Source organism: Catenulispora pinistramenti (genome assembly GCF_018274385.1).
GTDB classification, from domain to species: domain Bacteria; phylum Actinomycetota; class Actinomycetes; order Streptomycetales; family Catenulisporaceae; genus Catenulispora; species Catenulispora pinistramenti.
In genome coordinates this window covers 1-16,574 of record NZ_JAAFYZ010000143.1, presented here as the reverse complement: position 1 = coordinate 16,574, position 16,574 = coordinate 1, and the positions used below count along the sequence as shown (strand labels likewise).

The window sequence follows — 16,574 nt, the reverse complement described above, 5'->3', positions numbered from 1 at the left end:
GACGAGGTACCAGCTCAGGCCAGACGGTAAAGCCCCAGCTCAGGCCACAAGCAGCCGCAGTCCGAAGTCCGCGGCCTCCAGCTCGGTGAGCTCCCGGTTCCGCTCGGCCCAGCGACCCGAGGCGAGATCGTCGCCGAGCTTGCGCACCGCCCGCCGCTCGGGCTCCGGCCCGACCCGCGTCCACACCGACACCGCCCGCCGCACCGGATCCTCCAGATACGCCTCGGGCCGTCGCCAATAGGCTTCGAACAGCCCGTCGGCGCAGTCCCACGGGATCGGCACCGGCTCCGTACGCGCCCCGATCGCGTCGGCCATCCCGGGCAGCGCCGGGAAGTCGGCCAGGACGCCGGCGAACTCGGGCAGGTAGTCGCGGGTCAGCCAGAACCGGTCCTGCCACCCGCGCGAGCTGGCGTCGAAGGTGAGCACCACCACGCGCCGGGCGACGCGCCGTAACTCCCGCAGCCCGGCGATCGGGTCGCCCCAGTGGTGCACGGTCGAGATCGCCATCGCCGCGTCGAAGGACTGGTCCTCGAACGGCAGGTGTTCCGCGGCGGCGGCTATGCAAGGTGCCGCGTCGGCCGGACGCTGCCCTCGCATGACCGCTGACGGCTCCACGGCGGTCACGTCCCGGTCGATCGGTTCGTAGGAGCCGGTACCGGCCCCGACGTTCAACACAGTCTCCGCATCCCCGAGCGCGTCCCAGATCTGCGCGGCGATCCGCGGATCGGTGCGCCGGGTCGCGGGGTACGCGCCGCCGATCGCGTCGTAGAGCTTCGCGCCCAACATCTCCAGCTGCTCCTCAGGTGTCACAGTCATTCCCTTCGCACGTGCCTCTAGTTCCCTGTCGATCGCCGCCACCATGGCGTCAGCACGCTCCCGCTGCTCCAGCAGCAGACCGCGCAGCCGGCGCAGATGCGCGACGGCGTCCGTGGACGGATCGCCGACCAGGTCGGCGACCTCCCGCAGCCCGAACCCCAGCCGTCGGTAGGCCAGGACCTCGCGCAACCGCTCCACATCGCTCGCCGAGTACGCCCGGTACCCGGCCGCGGTGCGCGCCGAGGGCTGCACGAGGCCGATCTCGTCGTAGTGATGCAGGGTGCGGACGGTCACCGCGGCCAGTTCGGCCACGCGTCCCACGGTGAGGTGCTCTTCCACGGCGTTGACTATGCCGTCTGACGTTGCGTGAGGGTCAAGCGCCGGGTTGTGGGGCCCGCAGACTCCAGCCCGAATGGGCTCACCGTGGGTTCAGCTGTAAAGCAGCTCGGCCTGCCACTGGTCCCGCGGCTGGTGATGCAGATCCAGGTAGGCCTCTGCCAGAGCCCCCGGGGCGAAGCGCGGGTCGTCGCCGCCGATGGCTCCGGCGATGGTCACGGTCGTCACGTGCACGTCGGTCCCCTTCTGGAACTCGTGCAGGCTTTGCGTATAGGCGCGCAACGCGGCCTTGCCGACCGACAGCGACATGAGCTCGGGCGATGGGTGCAGCGCGAGAGCGCCGCCGGTGAACAACAGGGTTCCGCGGCCGTGCGCCAGCAGCGGGAGTACGGTGCGGGTCGCGATCACGGCACCGGTGACGTTCACCGCGAACCGCTGCGCGAAGGTGTCGGCGTCCAGCTCGATGGGGGTGTCGGGGGCGAGGATGGCGGCGTTGTAGATCAGGATCTCCGGCGCGCCCAGCGTGTCGACGGCGTCCCGCAGGGCCGACTGAAGCTGCTCGGCGTCGGCGGCGTCAGCCTGGAAGGGGCGTGCGGTACGGCCCTCGGCGGCCAGCGTGGAGGCGTACTGTGCCAGCCGTTCGTGGTCGCGGCCGATCATGGCGACCGGGTGGCCGGCCTGGGAGAATGTCCGGGCGAGTGCCAGGCCCAGGCCGGGGCCGACGCCGACGATGAGCGCGGATCCCTTGTCCATGCCGCCGCTCCTTGCGTAATCGGTAATCGCCAGTCTGTCGCGCCCCCGCCGAACGGCTGGAGAGGACACGCCGAACGGCTACTCTGCCGCCGGGCGGCGGGGTGTGGCGTCGCGGCGGCCTTAGCCTCGAGAACAACAAGTCTCAGCACGGTAGAAGGGAACATTGGTGATCCGCGTAGTGGTCGTGGACGACGAAGCACTCGTCCGCTCCGGCTTCGAGTTGATCCTCAACGCCGCCGAGGACATCGAGGTCGTCGCCACGGCGGTCGGCGGCGAGGCGGTGGAGACGGTGCGCGAGCAGCGTCCGGAGGTGGTGCTGCTGGACATCCGGATGCCGGACGTGGACGGGCTGACCGTGCTGCGCGGTCTGCAGGCGTTCCCCGAGCCGCCGGTGGTGGCGATGCTGACGACGTTCGACACCGACGAGTACGTCCTGACCGCGCTGCGCTCCGGCGCCGCGGGCTTCCTGCTCAAGGACACCGATCCGGCGCAGCTGGCCCAGCTGGTGCGCACCCTGGCGGCCGGCGGGATCGTCATGTCGCCCAGGGCCTCGCACGCGATGGTCCGCGCCTTCCCGACCGCCGACCCGGCCGAGGACGAGGCGCTGACCCGCATCGGCGGCCTGACCGAGCGGGAGCGCGACGTCCTGCTGCTGGTCGCCGAGGGCCTGTCGAACGCGGAGATCGGCGCGCGGGTCCACCTGAGTACGGGCACTGTCAAGGACCACGTCAGCGCCATCCTCAGCAAGCTGCGGGTGACCAGCCGGGTCCAGGCCGCGCTGCTGGCCCAGCGGGCCGGGCTGCTGACCGACACCCGCGGTGAGCACCGGTGAGGCTGTTCCGGGCCGCGCCACACCGGCCGTCCTGCCACGCGGGCGGTCGGCGCGGTCGGCACAGTCGCCACGGTCAGCACAGTCGCCACACCGGCATGACGGCGTGATGGCGTGATGTCGCGATGAACGCCTCCCGCCAGTGGTGGGCCCGGATCCCGCTGCCCGCTGTGGACGCCCTGATCATCGTGGTCTCCGCCCTGGACACCTGGGTCAGCCTGTCGGGCGAGGGCGCCTCGGCGCTGGTCTGGGTCCTGGCCGTGCTGTCCGTCGCCGGGCTGGTGGTCCGGCGGCGGCTGCCGTGGGTGGCGCTGCTGCTGACCCTGCCCGCCAACTGTGTCCTGGACATCGTCTTCGCCCCGCTGGCGTCGCTGTTCACGCTGGCCGAGCAATCCCGCGACCGGCGCCTGCTGGTCGCGGCGGCCCTGGCCTCGGCCGTCGCCTCCGCCGTCCCCTCGTCGTTCAAGGGGAGCGCTTCGGATGCCCAGTTCTGGACCGTCATCTACTTCGCCTATGCGCTCACCGCCGCCGCCGCGCCGGTCCTGCTGGGCCAGCTCCTCCAGACGCAGCGCGACCTGCGGGCCCGGCTGGCCGAGATCGAGCAGGCCCGCGAGCACGAGCAGCTGCTGCACGCGCAGGCCGTGCTGACCCGCGAGCGCGCGCAGCTGGCCCGGGAGATGCACGACGTGGTCTCGCACCAGGTCAGCCTGATCGCGGTGCAGGCCGGCGCGCTTCAGATCGCGACTCAGGACCCGGTCGGCCGGGACGGCGCACAGACCATCCGCTCCCTTGCCGTCAAAACCCTGGAAGAACTACGGCACATGGTGACGCTGCTGCGCGCCTCCGGCGGCCGCACCACCGAACTCACGCCGCAGCCGACCCTGGCCGACCTTCAGCGGCTGGTGGCCTCCAGCGGGATCCCGGCCGAGCTGACCGGGGAGCTCCCGGCGTCCGTCGGCACGCCTGCACAGCGCACCGTGTATCGCACGGTGCAGGAGGCGCTGACCAACGTCCGCAAACACGCGCCCGGCGCGAGCGCGACCGTGCGGCTGTGGCACGGGCCGGACGCGTATGGGGTGACGGTCACCAACATTCCCGCGACGCGTCCCTCGCTGGCTCTGCCCGGCTCGCAGCAGGGCCTGATCGGGCTGCGGGAACGCGCCGAGCTGCTGGACGGGACGTTGCACGCCGGGCCGACCGCCGATGGCGGGTATGAGGTGAAGCTGAGCGTTCCGAGCCGCGGCGACTCGCGCTGACCTGCGGCACCCCGCCCTCAGCGCATCGAGGCGACTGCCTGGGCCACGCCCTGGATCAGGGTTCTGCTGGTGGCGAGCACGGCACGCAGGTCGTCGTTCGCCGTAGAGCCCTGACGCTGCTGGAGAACGACGCCGAGCACCAGGTGCGTCTTGCCGTTGGCGTCGGACTGCCGCGCCGCCCACATCAACGCGCCGCCGGCCGGGGTGCTCGAACCGGTCTTCATGCCGATCACGCCGTCCGCGCCGAGCAGGGTGTTGGTGTTGACGAGGCGGCTGTGCAGACCGGGCACCGTGGCCGTGGGCATCGCGACGATGCGGTCGAAGACGGGGTCGTCGACCGCCTGCCTGGCGAGCTTGAGCTGGTCGACGGCGGTGCTCTTGGTCGACTCCTCGTAGCCGCTGGCGCCGGTGTACGTGGTGTCGGTCATGCCCAGGCGGCGCGCGGCGTCGTTCATCTTCGCGACGAACGCGCGCTCGTTCCCGGCGTCCCAGCGGGCCAGCAGCCGGGCGATGTTGTTACCGGACGGTATCAGCATCATCTCCAGCAAGTCGTGTTCGCTGAAGGTCTGGCCCGTGCTCACCCGGACCGTCGTCTGGTCCGGATCAGAGGCCTCATTCGCGGCTTTGGCGTCGACGGTGATCATCGGGCCCTGATCGTCGCCGCTCAGCGGGTGGTCGGCCAGGACGACCAGGGCGGTCATCACCTTGGTGACGCTCGCGATCGGGACCGGCCTCTGCTCGCCGTTGGTGCCCAGGCTGCCGAGCCCCTCGGCCTCGACGGCCGCCTGGCCCTGCGCCGGCCACGGCAGCGTGACCCCGGAGCCGAGGTCGGTGGAGACCGGCGCCGGAGCGGGCTGGAACGCGGACGTCGGCGTGAGCGGGGGCGTGGGTGCGGGCGTGGACCGCTGGTCGCTGTGGCGCGCGGCGACGGCGATCGCGGCGCCGGCGGCGATCAGACCGATGGCGACGGCGACGACCGGTATCACCGCGCGGCGGCGTCGGCGGAGCCAGCCCGGTGACGAGGCATAGGAGACCGGCGGACTGACGGAGTTTCGTTCGCGAGTCGGATTCACTCTCCGACGATCGCCCGACCTCGTATCGGAACCGCCGTGGCAACGTGTCGGCCGGGCCTGGGCTGTGTATCAGTCAGGTATCAGGGCCGTCAGGTGTCCAGCGGCGTCAGGTGTCCAGCGGCGTCGGTATCCAAGGCCGAGTCCGGAATCGGCGGCAGCCTCACCCGCGCGATCGCCCCGCCGTCCACCGCGTCGCCGAATTCCAGCCCGGCGCCGATGACCCGGGCCTGTCCGAGTGCGATGGTCAGCCCGAGGCCGTGCCCGCGTCCCCGCTCCGGTGCGCCGGTACGGAACCGGGACGGCCCTTCGGCCAGGATGTCCGGGGGAAAGCCCGGGCCGTGGTCCCGTACGGTCAGCGTCAGGCCACTGATACCGAGCTCGATCGGGGCTCGACCGTGCTTGTCCGCGTTGAGCAGCAGGTTGGTGAGGATCCGGTCCAGTCGGCGCGGATCGGTGCGCACCACCGGATCGCCCTCGACGCTGAGCCGCACGTCGAACCCGATGCCCGCGACGGTCTCGCTGACGAACTCCGGCAGCGGCACCGCGACGAAGTCCGCCGTCTCGACCTGGGCGTCGAGGCGGGACACCTCCAGCAGGTTCTCGGTCAGGCTTCGCAGTACCCGAACCCGGTCCCGGACCAGTTCGGTCGCCTCGCCGTCCGGCAGCAGCTCGGTCGCCGCGACCAGCCCGGCCAGGGGCGTGCGCAGCTCGTGCGCGACGTCGGCGGTGAAGCGCTGCTCCGCGCGCAGCCGGCGCTGGAGCGCGTCGGCCATCGAGTCGACGGCCCGCGAGATGTCGTGGACCTCGTCGCCGGCCCGGCCGCGCGGGCCGATGCGGGCGTCGAGGTCGCCGGCCGCGATCCGGTGCGCGGTGCGGGCCGCACGCCGCAGCCGCCGCCCGGCGAACTCGGCGCCGAAGGCCGCCAGCGGTACCAGCACCGCGACGGTACCGGCGGCCGCGTAGAGCGTGTGCCGGTCGAGGGCTTCCAGATCGCGTTGTTCCGAAGCCATCGGGTACTGGGCCACGACGAGCTTGCCGTCGACGTACTGCGCCGCCCACATCACCGGCTGCAGGCTGAAACTGGAGTCGTAGAAGGTGACCGGCGAAGTGGTGGTCAGCGCCTCAGCCGCCAGTTTCGGCGGTACGAGGGAGGCCGGGACCTGCTGGTCCGTCCGGTCCGAACCGATCACCTCGGCCAGATCCCCGCGCGCGGTGACCCGGCCGTAGTAGAGCTGCCGCGACTTCGTGCTCTGATGGATCGCCAGCCCGATCGAGCCGGACGCGACCGTCACCGCCACGGCGGCCAGCACGGCCATCCGCACGCTCAACGAACGAAGCGGGTTCCTCATCGGCGCAACTTGTAGCCGAAGCCGCGGACCGTCTCGATCCGCTCGGCGCCGATCTTCGTCCGCAGCCGCGCCACGCACAGATCCACGACCCGCGAATCGCCGCCCTGCCACTTGTAGTCCCACACCTCGCGCAACAACCGGTGCCGCTCCAGCACGACGCCGGGATGCGCGGCCAGCTCCAGCAGCAGCCGCAGCTCGGTCGGCGTCAACGCGACCGGCCGGCCGGCGCGCGTGACCTCCAGGCCGCCGGGGTCGATCCGCACGTCGCCGAAGACGAGTTCGGCCGCGCGGTCCGCGGCCGGGTCGGCGGACGGGTCCACGGCCGCGCGGCGCATCACGGCCCGGATGCGCGCGACCAGCACCGAGGTGTCCACCGGCTTGACCACGTAGTCGTCCGCACCGGCCTCCAGCCCGCCGACCACGTCCAGCGAGTCGCCGCGCGCGGACATCATCAGGATCGGCACCTGGCTGGTCTCCCGGACCCGCCGGCACAGCCCGATGCCGTCCAGCCCGGGCAGCATCACGTCCAGCAGCAACAGATCCGGGGGTCCCTCGCGGAACCGGTCCAGGCCCGCCAGGCCGTCGGCGGCGGTCCTCACCGTGAACCCGTAACGCTCCAGCGTGCGGCCCACGGCGATGCGGATCACCTCGTCGTCCTCGACCAGTAGCAGAGACGTCACGCGGTAATCTTTACATACCGGATCTATCGCTTACGCTCCGTCGCCGACCTGGGACGCCGGTCGCCGACACGGAGGCGCATTGTGATCGCGTCGGCACGCTGAGTGCGCAGCATGTGAGTGTGACGAACCGCCGGCGAATCGCCGACGAGGCGATCATCCGCGTTGTCGAAGACAAGTAGCTACCATCAGTTCTCTGAGGCACGGCTGCCTGAGGTACGGCTCTTTGAGGCACGGCTGTCTGGCCGGAGACAAGGATGGACCGCACATGAACCTGCTCCTCCGGCTGCGCGGCGGGCGCGGCAAGTTCGCACTCTCGGTCGCCGTGGCCGTCCTGGTCGGTCTCGGCGCCGCCGGTGGCGCGGCCTCGGAGGCCAAGGCCTCTGCGACCGCGTCCGCCTCGGGCGCTCGGGCAGTTGTCGCACCCGGGGCCGCACCGGGCGCCGTGCCCGGCACCGCGCCGGTGCTGCCCTGTGCGCAGGTCGGTCGGCTCGATTTCGGTTCGGTGCCCGGCGCGGCCACCGAGATCGACTCGGCCACGCCGGTGGCCGCCGCCGACAACCCGCAGGGTCCCTGGGACGCCTGCCAGGTGCAGGGCACGATCGCCCCGCAGATCCAGTTCCAGCTGTTGCTGCCCACCAAGACCTGGCAGGGGGAGTACCTGCAGGACGGATGCGGCGGCTACTGCGGCAGCGTCGGCATCACCACCCAGGCCGCAGCCGGGTGTGCCCCGCTGACCGGCGGCGCGTTCGCGGTCGCGACCGACAACGGCGGGCATGCGGGCGGCACGGTGTTCTCCGCGTCGTTCGGCGCCGATCCGGCGCTGCGGGCCAGCTTCGGCTACCAGTCAGAACACGAACTCGCCCTCGCCGCGAAGGCGATCATCACGCGGTTCTTCGGGACCGGGCCCCGCTCCTCCTACTTCGACGGCTGCTCGCAGGGCGGTCACGAGGCGCTGACCGAGGCGCAGCGCTATCCGCACGATTTCAACGGTCTGATCGCCGGGTCGCCGGCCGGGATCATGACCGAGCTCAACGTCTTCTTCCAAGGGTGGAACGCGCAGGCGAACACGGCTCCGGACGGCTCGCAGATCCTCACGCCGGCCGACCTGGCTCCGCTGCACAACGCGGTGCTCCAGGCCTGCGACGCCGCCGACGGCACCCGGGACGGCCTGATCTCCGATCCGCTGAACTGCCATTTCGATCCCGCGACACTGGCCTGCGACGGCCGGACGTCCACAGCGTCAGCATTCTGCTTGACCCCGGCTCAAGTCACGGCCGTGCGCAAGCTCTATGCCGGACCGCGCGACGCTCACGGCACGCTGTTGTATCCCGGTTGGCAGCTGCCCGGCTCGGAAGCGAACTGGGCCGGCTGGCTGGTTCCGGTGGCGCCGGGCGCGCCGAGCGCCGACCAGGACATCGTGCAGTCGACGCTGCGCTACATGGTCTCGCCCGGCGTCGACCCGTCGGCCACGTATAAGGACGTGAAGTTCACCGACGCCGAGTTCGCTCGGATCACCCGAGCGAACGACGGGATGTATGACGCGACCGATCCCGACCTCAGCGCGTTCCGGGCGGCCGGCGGCAAGCTCATCCTGTGGGCCGGTTGGGCGGACCCGGAGATCTCCCCGGTCGGCACCATCGCCTACTACCAGGCGGTCCAGCGTGCGATGGGCGGGGAGCGGGCCACCGATCAGTTCGCCCGGCTGTTCCTGCTGCCGGGCGTCTCGCACTGCGGGGGCGGCGAGGGTCCCGACCAGTTCGACGCGCTGAGCGCGCTCACCGGCTGGGTCACCGCGGATAAGGCCCCTGACAGCTTGCTCACCTCCAGCGTGGACCCGAGCGGCACGACCACCGCCACCCGGCCGGTGTTCCCGTATCCGCAGATCGCGGTCGACACCACCGGCGGGCCGACCGGCCAGGCGTCGAGCTACACGGCGCAGCCCGGGACCCGGCTTGGTGCGGTGGACTGGCTCGGTTCTTTCCGGTCCGGTTACGAGACGGTCAGCGGGTGGGTCGACGGGCAGTGGGTCACGCGGCCTGGGAAGAACTGAGTCCTCGCGGGAACGCGGAGCTCGGATGACGCGTCCAAGGTGAATGAGGTACCTGAGGAGTTGGAGGTCGGGCGGTCTGGTAGTCGTCGGCGTGGTGATTCTGACGGCTGCCGGGTGTGCGTCTGGTGCTGGTGCTCGTTCTGGGTCTGGGTCTGGGTCTGGGTCGTCTGCGTCGTCTGGCCAGAAGCCACCGGCTCCGGCCGGCGACGGGGTACCCGCGACCGCTTACCTGAAGGTCGTCCAGAACTACTTTCCCCACCCCACGACGGCGCCCGTCCCGCAGCAGAAGAGATTCGCCGTCACGGACCCGAAGGCCATCGCCCGATTGGCCGCGATGATCGATACCCTGCCGCCGGCGAAGGGCCGGGTCGTGATGATCCCCTGCTCGTCGTCGCTGGCGCCGGCCTATGAGCTGGACTTCGGCGATTCGGCCGGAGCCGCGCCGGTCGCCGAGGTGTCCGTGGAATGCTTCGGCGTGCTGGTGACCGTGGACGGGAAGAGCAAGCCGACCCTCAGCCTGGATTCGGTGGGCGAGGAGCAGTTCTTGAGCGAGGTCGGGTCGGTTCTGACCGGCTCGACGGCACCGTGACAGAGAACTGATCACACTGTGGGCATTTTTGACGGCACAGCTCCTTGATCGCCATTCGTAAAGTTGCTCCGCGTGGAGAGTGTCGAGAAGGTCCGGCAGCGCATGGCGGGGGAGTTGCGGCCCGAGGAGAACGTTCTGTACGGGTGCTTCAGCTTCCGGACCGGCGGCGTGCGCAAGGCGATGGTCGGCGGCGCGCTGGGGATCGCCGGTGCGCTCGGTGCGGCGGCGATGGCCGCGGCGACCAGCGGCAGGAGCACGGTTCCGGCTTTGAGCCTGACGCTGCCGAGCCGCTTCTACGTCGGGCTGACCGATCAACGACTGGTGATCTTCTCCTCCGGCGGCGCCGTCGTCGCCAAGCCGAAGAACCTGCTGCACGCCTACCCCCTCAACCAGCTCGCCTGGCTTTCGGACGAACTGGTCAACGGGGTGGCGCAGGCGTACCGGGTCTCGGTCGGCGTGGCGGACACCGGGGTGCTGAACTTCGAGTTCCCGCGGCTGGAAGTGCGCGACGCCCGCACGATGGTCAGCCAGATCAAGCGGAGTCTGCCGCCGGCTTCCGTCGATGAACAGTGGTGATCGGCGCCTCACCGGTACCGGCTGGCTTGGGTGGGGTCGGTGAGCCAGTCGTTGGTGCTGAACTCCTCGCTCATCAACTTCACCCGCAGCGCCGAGCGGGTGAACAGCGCCTCACACAGCTGGGTGGGGGAGACCCGGGCTGAGGAGAAGCGTGCCAGGGTGAACGCGTAGCGGCGGTACGCGATCCCGGCCGCCTGGGCGAACTTCATGACGTCGTCCTCTGCGAAATACGGTGCCGGGATCCAGCCGAGCTCACGTGCCTCGGCGTCGAGGAACACGATCCGTTGCAGGGCCCGGCCCGCGAGGCCGACGGTGGCGATGGCCGCGATCCGGCTCCGGCACTCACCGCTCCCCGTCGGCCGCCGGTGGGCCTGGAAGACCTCGACGGCGTCGAAGCCCGGCAGCAGCCCACCGGTTTCGGGCAGCCAGACGCCGGTCCCGTTGCTGCCGGCGATCGTGACGCGCTGGTGGTCCCACTTCATGGCGCCGTGCCGGTACCAGCGGCCGATCGCGGTGTCACCGGTGTAGCGGACGCCTCGTTTCCCCTTCGACTGGGGGACGAGCCACTTACCCAGGTCTGGCCCGCGCTTGTTCACAGCCGTGACCAGCCGTACCTCGACGTCCGGGATCTGTAGCGCCCAGCCCGCGCGCTTCCCGGCCTCGGCGTCGAGCCGCTGGTGCCGCAGCAGCAGTCGGGTGTCCGGCGTCATGAAGGGCCGGGCGAGGGCGAGCTTGATTCTGGACATCGGGTATCGGGCCTGCTTCGTCGAGTGGCCGGATGCTTGGACGATCGCACCGTACAGCGTCGGTGCCGGCAGGGGCGGACGAGGACGTCGCAGAAGTGGCGATCACCGGACTGAGCTGGGAGGTATGCTCCCTGAGCCGACCCGCGGGTGGCCGGTTGGGAGGGGGAGCCGGGATGGCATCCGAGATAGGTCCCGAGGCGGGCGATCCGTGGCGTTCAGCGGAGCCCGGCTCTGGTGAGGGGACAGCTTTCGCGCCGACTCAGCCCGGACCTCAGGTGCCGCCGTACCCGACGGCGCAGGCGTGGCCTGGCTACGGCCAGCAGCCGCAGCCGCCCTATGGTCAGCAGCCGCAACCCCCCTATGGCCAGCAGCCGCCGCCGTACGGTCAGCAGCAACCGCCACCGCCTTATGGCCAGCCGCCCGGCATCCCCTACGGCCCCTACGGCTACCCGCCCTACGGCTACGGCTACCCCAGGCCCGCGACCGGCACCAACGGCCTGGCGGTCGCCGCCATGGTCCTGGGCATCTGCGGCTTCCTGTTCGTCACGCCGATCATCGGCCTGATCCTCGGCCTGGTCGCGCTGCCGGCGATCAAGAAGTCCGGCCAGCGCGGCCGGGGGTTCGCGATCAGCGGGATCACGCTGTCGAGCGCGTGGATCGTCCTGTTCGCCACGCTCATCACCGTCGGCATCGTCACCAAGCCGGCCTCCGTCCAGCGCGACGCCGACGGCAACGTCACCAGCCCGGGCCAGGTCTCGGTCTTCGACCTGCACCCGAAGGACTGCTTCACGCTGCCGCCGGGCCTGATCGGCTCCACCGAGGTCAAGACCCGCACCTTCAAGGTCGTCCCCTGCTCGACCCCGCACGACAGCGAGGCCATCGGCTCGTTCGCCGCCGCCGAGACCTCCTACCCGGGGACGGCCGGCCTGCGCAGCGACGGCATGGCCCAGTGCCTCAAGGTGCTCGCCGGCTACGAGCCGGACCCGGCGTCGCTGCCCAGCGGCAGCCTGGTCCAGTACATCTTCCCCAACAAGCAGGCCTGGGATTACGGCGAGCACCACGTGACGTGCTTCATCCAGTTCCCGAGCGCCACGCTGACCAAGTCCGTGTACCGCGACCGCTCCACCTACACCCCCGACCAGCTGCGCTTCCTCGACGCGGTCCGGCCGCTGGACGACGCCGTCAGCCAGCTGAACGCCACGCCGCAGGACGCCGACCTGTCGGTCCTGCGACAGCGCGCGAGCGACATCGCGGCCGGGGCACAGAGCGAGGTGGCGGCGCTGACCTCGGCACCGTGGCCGAGCGCCGTGCAGCCGCTCGTCGACTCCCTGGTCGCCAAGCACCGCGAGGCGGCGCGGCTGTGGTCGCGGGCCGCGACCGAGACCGACGTCGCCTCCCTCGGCGACGACGCCCGGCTGGCGAACGCCGACTTCGACATGCCGGACTTCCAGGCGGTCCGCACCGGACTCGGCCTGACGGCCGTCAACCCGGGCTCGGGTGGTTCGGGTGGTTCCACCGGCTCGACAGGCGGGGGCACGCAGTCGGCGTGACGTGATCGGGTTACGGGACCAGGATGCGCTCACTGGTCCTTAGGCGTTGAGAGCTCGGCGCGGGTGATGCCGATCCCGCGGAGCTCTTCGATGACGATCTCCAGGACTGTGCGGGCCATGAGCGGGAAGACGCCGCTTTTGCAGTCCAGCCAGATCAGGGGCACGTCCGGCTCGACGAACACCGAGTTCGGCGTGTACCAGGGCCCCGGTGGTCCGGTGACCTGGGTCGGGTCGGACACGGTACTGCCGTCGTCGGCGACGAACGGAAGCCGGGCACGCGCTGCGTGCAGAGCCAGGAGGGCGCGCGCCGGGTCATCGCAGTGCACGGCGATCCGCCAGTCCTGGTGGTGGGCGATCCAGCGATCGGCGTCGTACTCCTGAATCATGATCGGCAGGGTCAGCCGGTCCACGACGATCCCGTCCGGATCGCTGAGCGAGGCCGCCCCCTCGGCCATCCAGCGTGCGGCTCTGCCGTCGGCCACCTGTGCGTAGGCGTCGGCCGCGCGCCACACGGCAGTCCGGTCGCTGTTTCGCGCCAGCTCGAACGCGACCTCGGCGTGTCGGCGCTCGTCGTCACCGGCCGTCGCGACGATCCGGCAGCCGAGTTCGAGGGTGGCTTGCGGGTCGTCGCGCAGGGCTGCAATCGCCTGGTCTGTGTCCACCGGCCATGCCTATCAGAGGCTCCGGACATAGTGCGGCGGGCGATACCAGTCGGCAGGCTCCCGCTGAGCGCTGCACGCGCACCGGGTGCACACTGAACTCATGCCGAAGAAGCTGACAGCGAGCACCGCGGTCCCCGCGGTCCGACGCAAGCGCCTGGGGCGGGCCGTCGTGGCCGCGGCCGGGATGATCGCGCTGGAGACGGCGTATATGCGCAAGAGCGGCTACGCCGTGGGGTTGAAGACGGTGGTGCGGTGCCGGGGCGGCCACCTGTTCACGACGATCTGGATCCCCGGGGCGTCGGTCAAGGCCGTGCGGCTCGGACCGGTGCGGCTTCAGTGGTGCCCGGTGGGGCGGCACTTCACCTCGGTGCGGCCGGTCAAGGTCGCCGAGCTGACCGATGAGGTGCAGGCGGCCGCGGGGCTGCAGCACGACGCGCGGATTCCGTGAGGGCCGGCGGTTGAGCGGTGCCGGGCGGCCCGGGGAGATAATCAGGGTTCTAAGTTAGAGTTCTGATTCACGGGGCGGAGGGCCCGGGATCGCCGGAGTGAGGCTGGGCCCTGCCGATGACTTCAGGTTGCACACCGCTATCTGGCACCAGCGGAAGGAACCCATCGCCATGTCCCGTGTCCTCGTCCTGCCAGCGCTGTCGGCTGCGGCGCTGCTGTGCGTCGGCGGTCTCGGCGCATTGCCCGCGTCCGCGTCCGCGCGCGCCCAAGCCGCCGCCGCCCACGTCGCCGATCCACCGACCGGTCAACTCGCCTACCTCTCCGTAGGCGGCTCCTTCGGCACGCCGAACGCCGTCGCCGTAGTCGACACCCGCACCGACGCGCTCGTCGACTTCCGCACCATCACGCAGTACCTGTCCGGCATCGCCGCCGATCCGGCCGGGACCGAGGTTTACGGAACCGCCCAGGGCGCCCTCGTAGTTTTCGACGCCGCCACTGACGCGACACTGGCCACGATCACCGTCGGCGGCGCGAACAGCGCGGTCGCTGTGAACCCGTCCGGCACGCGCGCGTATGTCGCCGACGCGGACGGCTCCGGATCCACCGACGTCGTCGACACCACCACCCGGACGGTGACCGCGACGATCCCGGCCGGCGGCCACCGCCTCGCACTGAACCCGGCCGGCACCGTGCTCTACACCACCAGCACCGCCGGCACCCTGGCGGTGATCGACACCGGCACCGACACGGTCGTCGGCACCGTCCCCTGCGGCACCTCCGGCGGCTCGGTGGCTGTCAACGCGACCGGCACTCGCGTCTACGTCGCCGATGCCACGACCCGCGAGCTGTGCGTCATCGACACGGCCACGAACACGGTGACCGCCACCGTCACGCTGCCTTCCGGAAGCAACCCGATGGCCGTGGCGGTCAACCCGGCCGGAACCACGGCCTACGTCAGCACGGGGCCGACGGCCCGGATCTACGCGATCGATCTCCAAGCCGACGCCGTCTCGACCAGCTTCCCCTCCGCCATCAGCGTCGCCGAAGCCCTGGACCCGACCGGCAGCCCGCTCTACGTCGCCGACGAGAACCCCATGGGCAGCGGCTCCTTCGCGGCGCTCGACACCGGGGCTGGCACGAACCTCGGTGCGAACCTCGGCGCGGTCCGGCTCGAAGGCCAGCCCTCTGATATCGCCCTCGGCCCCGTCGCGACCAGCACGACCACCGCGCTCACGATCTCCCCGTCCGGAACGGCGACGCAGGGTACTGCGGTGACGCTGACCGCGACGGTGTCCGGTGCGACCTCGGGGACGGTCCAGTTCTACGACTCCGCGCTGGAGGGTGCGGGCACCGTCCCGCTGGGCGCGCCGGTCCCGGTCACCGACGGCACTGCAACTTTCAGCACCACCGCGCTTACGGCCGACACCCACACCCTGAGCGCCGCCTTCAGCCCGTCGCAAGCCGGACTACTGCGCTCAGCCTCGGCGCCCGTGACTTTGCAGGTGGAACCCCAGTAGCCAGAGGCCAGCCGCGCGCCGGCACCCCGGCGATCGCTCTGCCTTATAACTCGAAGCGCGGCGGCGGAACAGGTGACTTTTACTGTTGGCGCCGCCGTTCGCGCTCGTCACAATCGCTGAATGCTGAACAGTCGCCGGAGGGGCGCGATCGTGGTCGCGCCGGCACTCGTCGGGTTGTGCTTCGGGCTCACCGCCTGCTCCAGTACCGGTAGCACCACGACGGCTGCCGGAGCGAATACCTCAAGCACGGCTGCCGCCAACGCTGCCACATCATCGGCAGTCATATCAACGTCTGTCGCGTCGGTATCGGCGTCGCCCTCGACCAGCACGGCGCCCGGCGCGGGCAACGCACCGACCGGTGCCAGCAACCTGAAGCCGTTCGTCGGCACCTGGACCGGCCACACCCGCACGCTGACCATCAGCGCGGACGGCATCGCCACCGAGAAGGTGTACGACGGCTGCTGCACCGTCGCCTGGACGCTCCGCTTCAGCGTCGACCACGCCAGCGGCTCGCATGCCGACGCCGCCCTCTACACCACGCTTCTGTCGGCCACGTTCAATGAGAACCCGGACTTCCCCACCCCCGGTTCGCCCGAGGCGCAGAAGGGCCAGGGCGGCATCGCGGGCGTGCAGGACGGCGTACTGACCGAACCGTATGCCGGTGGGACATTCTGCGACGCCGCCGCCGACGCCGCCGGAAAGTGTGGTCAGTAGCGGGCCGCTCGGCCGGATACTGATGGCATGGGAGTCGACGACGGCCGGATGCGCCTGCGGGTCACGAGCCATCGAACCGCCGGCTCCGGGCCCGGCCCTGGCTCCGGCTCCGGCTCCGGTTCCAGCACCAGCACCAGCACCAGCTCTGGCTCCGGGCTCAGCCGGATCCTGAGCACCGGTCCCATGCTTCGCAACACCCGTATCTACCCGCCTGACCGCCAAGTCGGCTACCTGTTCGCGAACCGTGGCGACCTGCTCCGGCTCGGCGCGTTGTTCCGGGTCGCGGCGGCCAGCCCGCACAGCGCGATCCACGTCCCGGTCCCGCCGGACGCCGAGCCGGTCGGCGGGCGGGATCCGTTGGCGGGTGGAGTTTGCTGGGGGCTAGGGTATGCGGGCCGGGTTGCGGTTTGGCTGTTGTTTGAAAGGCGATTTTTACGGCCTTCGGTCATAGTTGTGCCGGTTCGGGGTTCGGGTCGGCAGGTGTGTTTGTCGGCTGCCGGTTCGCGCGTTCACAACCCCGCCCCACCTCAGGCCTCTTCAACTCCAGTTAGCCAGTGCAAGGTCAAGGGCTGTGGTGAAGGGCCGGGCCTCCGGCGGGCCTCGGCAACCTCAGGGAAACTAGCGCGGTTCC

The 16,574-nt window shown here is 70.8% G+C and carries 16 protein-coding genes; 9 read left to right on the top strand and 7 right to left on the bottom strand.

Annotation, left to right across the window (positions count from 1 at the left end):
* Nucleotides 1–39: 39 nt before the first annotated feature.
* Both KGQ19_RS32130 and KGQ19_RS32125 read right to left on the bottom strand, forming a co-directional pair.
* On the bottom strand, nucleotides 40–1,137 hold the full coding sequence (locus KGQ19_RS32130) for a MerR family transcriptional regulator (protein WP_368862190.1): 1,098 nt from the start codon (nucleotides 1,135–1,137) through the stop codon (nucleotides 40–42).
* A 108-nt stretch (nucleotides 1,138–1,245) separates the two neighbouring features.
* Nucleotides 1,246–1,905, bottom strand: coding sequence for an SDR family oxidoreductase (locus tag KGQ19_RS32125; protein ID WP_212016199.1), 660 nt, complete (start codon nucleotides 1,903–1,905; stop codon nucleotides 1,246–1,248).
* A 166-nt stretch (nucleotides 1,906–2,071) separates the two neighbouring features.
* On the opposite strand from KGQ19_RS32125, the gene KGQ19_RS32120 reads away from it, so the two are divergent.
* Both KGQ19_RS32120 and KGQ19_RS32115 read left to right on the top strand, forming a co-directional pair.
* Complete coding sequence (locus KGQ19_RS32120) at nucleotides 2,072–2,737, top strand: response regulator (RefSeq protein ID WP_212016197.1); 666 nt, start codon at nucleotides 2,072–2,074, stop codon at nucleotides 2,735–2,737.
* Nucleotides 2,738–2,859: 122 nt separating this feature from the next.
* Nucleotides 2,860–3,990, top strand: coding sequence for a sensor histidine kinase (locus KGQ19_RS32115; protein ID WP_212016196.1), 1,131 nt, complete (start codon nucleotides 2,860–2,862; stop codon nucleotides 3,988–3,990).
* A 17-nt stretch (nucleotides 3,991–4,007) separates the two neighbouring features.
* Here KGQ19_RS32115 and KGQ19_RS50185 read toward each other — a convergent pair whose 3' ends face one another.
* From KGQ19_RS50185 to cseB, 3 genes are all read right to left on the bottom strand, one after another.
* A complete protein-coding gene (locus tag KGQ19_RS50185; RefSeq protein WP_212016194.1) occupies nucleotides 4,008–5,063 on the bottom strand; it encodes a D-alanyl-D-alanine carboxypeptidase family protein in 1,056 nt (351 codons plus the stop codon).
* Between the two features lie 89 nt (nucleotides 5,064–5,152).
* Nucleotides 5,153–6,412 carry a sensor histidine kinase gene (locus tag KGQ19_RS32105; protein WP_212016192.1) on the bottom strand — a complete coding sequence of 420 codons (1,260 nt, stop codon included), beginning with the start codon at nucleotides 6,410–6,412 and terminating at the stop codon, nucleotides 5,153–5,155.
* Complete coding sequence (cseB, locus tag KGQ19_RS32100; RefSeq protein ID WP_212016189.1) at nucleotides 6,409–7,092, bottom strand: two-component system response regulator CseB; 684 nt, start codon at nucleotides 7,090–7,092, stop codon at nucleotides 6,409–6,411. Before cseB ends, KGQ19_RS32105 begins: the two co-directional genes overlap by 4 nt.
* Nucleotides 7,093–7,357: 265 nt before the next feature.
* Between cseB and KGQ19_RS32095 the strand changes: the two genes are divergently transcribed.
* From KGQ19_RS32095 to KGQ19_RS32085, 3 genes are all read left to right on the top strand, one after another.
* On the top strand, nucleotides 7,358–9,142 hold the full coding sequence (locus KGQ19_RS32095; RefSeq protein WP_212016187.1) for a tannase/feruloyl esterase family alpha/beta hydrolase: 1,785 nt from the start codon (nucleotides 7,358–7,360) through the stop codon (nucleotides 9,140–9,142).
* Between the two features lie 334 nt (nucleotides 9,143–9,476).
* Nucleotides 9,477–9,731, top strand: a complete 255-nt coding sequence (locus KGQ19_RS32090; protein WP_212016178.1) for a hypothetical protein — start codon at nucleotides 9,477–9,479, stop codon at nucleotides 9,729–9,731.
* Between the two features lie 72 nt (nucleotides 9,732–9,803).
* Nucleotides 9,804–10,307: a hypothetical protein gene (locus KGQ19_RS32085; protein WP_212016176.1), complete on the top strand. Its 504-nt coding sequence runs from the start codon at nucleotides 9,804–9,806 to the stop codon at nucleotides 10,305–10,307.
* Nucleotides 10,308–10,315: 8 nt separating this feature from the next.
* On the opposite strand, the gene KGQ19_RS32080 is transcribed toward KGQ19_RS32085, so the two are convergent.
* Entirely contained in the window at nucleotides 10,316–11,053 is a 738-nt protein-coding gene (locus tag KGQ19_RS32080; protein WP_212016174.1) for a hypothetical protein, read from the bottom strand.
* Nucleotides 11,054–11,226: 173 nt separating this feature from the next.
* On the opposite strand from KGQ19_RS32080, the gene KGQ19_RS32075 reads away from it, so the two are divergent.
* Complete coding sequence (locus KGQ19_RS32075; protein ID WP_212016172.1) at nucleotides 11,227–12,603, top strand: DUF4190 domain-containing protein; 1,377 nt, start codon at nucleotides 11,227–11,229, stop codon at nucleotides 12,601–12,603.
* A 29-nt stretch (nucleotides 12,604–12,632) separates the two neighbouring features.
* On the opposite strand, the gene KGQ19_RS32070 is transcribed toward KGQ19_RS32075, so the two are convergent.
* Nucleotides 12,633–13,265, bottom strand: coding sequence for a hypothetical protein (locus KGQ19_RS32070; RefSeq protein WP_212016170.1), 633 nt, complete (start codon nucleotides 13,263–13,265; stop codon nucleotides 12,633–12,635).
* Nucleotides 13,266–13,365: 100 nt separating this feature from the next.
* On the opposite strand from KGQ19_RS32070, the gene KGQ19_RS32065 reads away from it, so the two are divergent.
* The 3 genes from KGQ19_RS32065 (at nucleotide 13,366) to KGQ19_RS32055 (ending at nucleotide 15,943) form a co-directional block, all read left to right on the top strand.
* The gene (locus tag KGQ19_RS32065; RefSeq protein ID WP_212016168.1) at nucleotides 13,366–13,713 is read left to right on the top strand and encodes a hypothetical protein; all 348 of its coding nucleotides are present in this window, start codon (nucleotides 13,366–13,368) and stop codon (nucleotides 13,711–13,713) included.
* Nucleotides 13,714–13,882: 169 nt separating this feature from the next.
* On the top strand, nucleotides 13,883–15,229 hold the full coding sequence (locus KGQ19_RS32060) for an Ig-like domain repeat protein (RefSeq protein ID WP_212016166.1): 1,347 nt from the start codon (nucleotides 13,883–13,885) through the stop codon (nucleotides 15,227–15,229).
* 120 nt (nucleotides 15,230–15,349) lie between these two features.
* The gene (locus KGQ19_RS32055) at nucleotides 15,350–15,943 is read left to right on the top strand and encodes a hypothetical protein (RefSeq protein WP_212016164.1); all 594 of its coding nucleotides are present in this window, start codon (nucleotides 15,350–15,352) and stop codon (nucleotides 15,941–15,943) included.
* Nucleotides 15,944–16,574 lie beyond the last annotated feature (631 nt).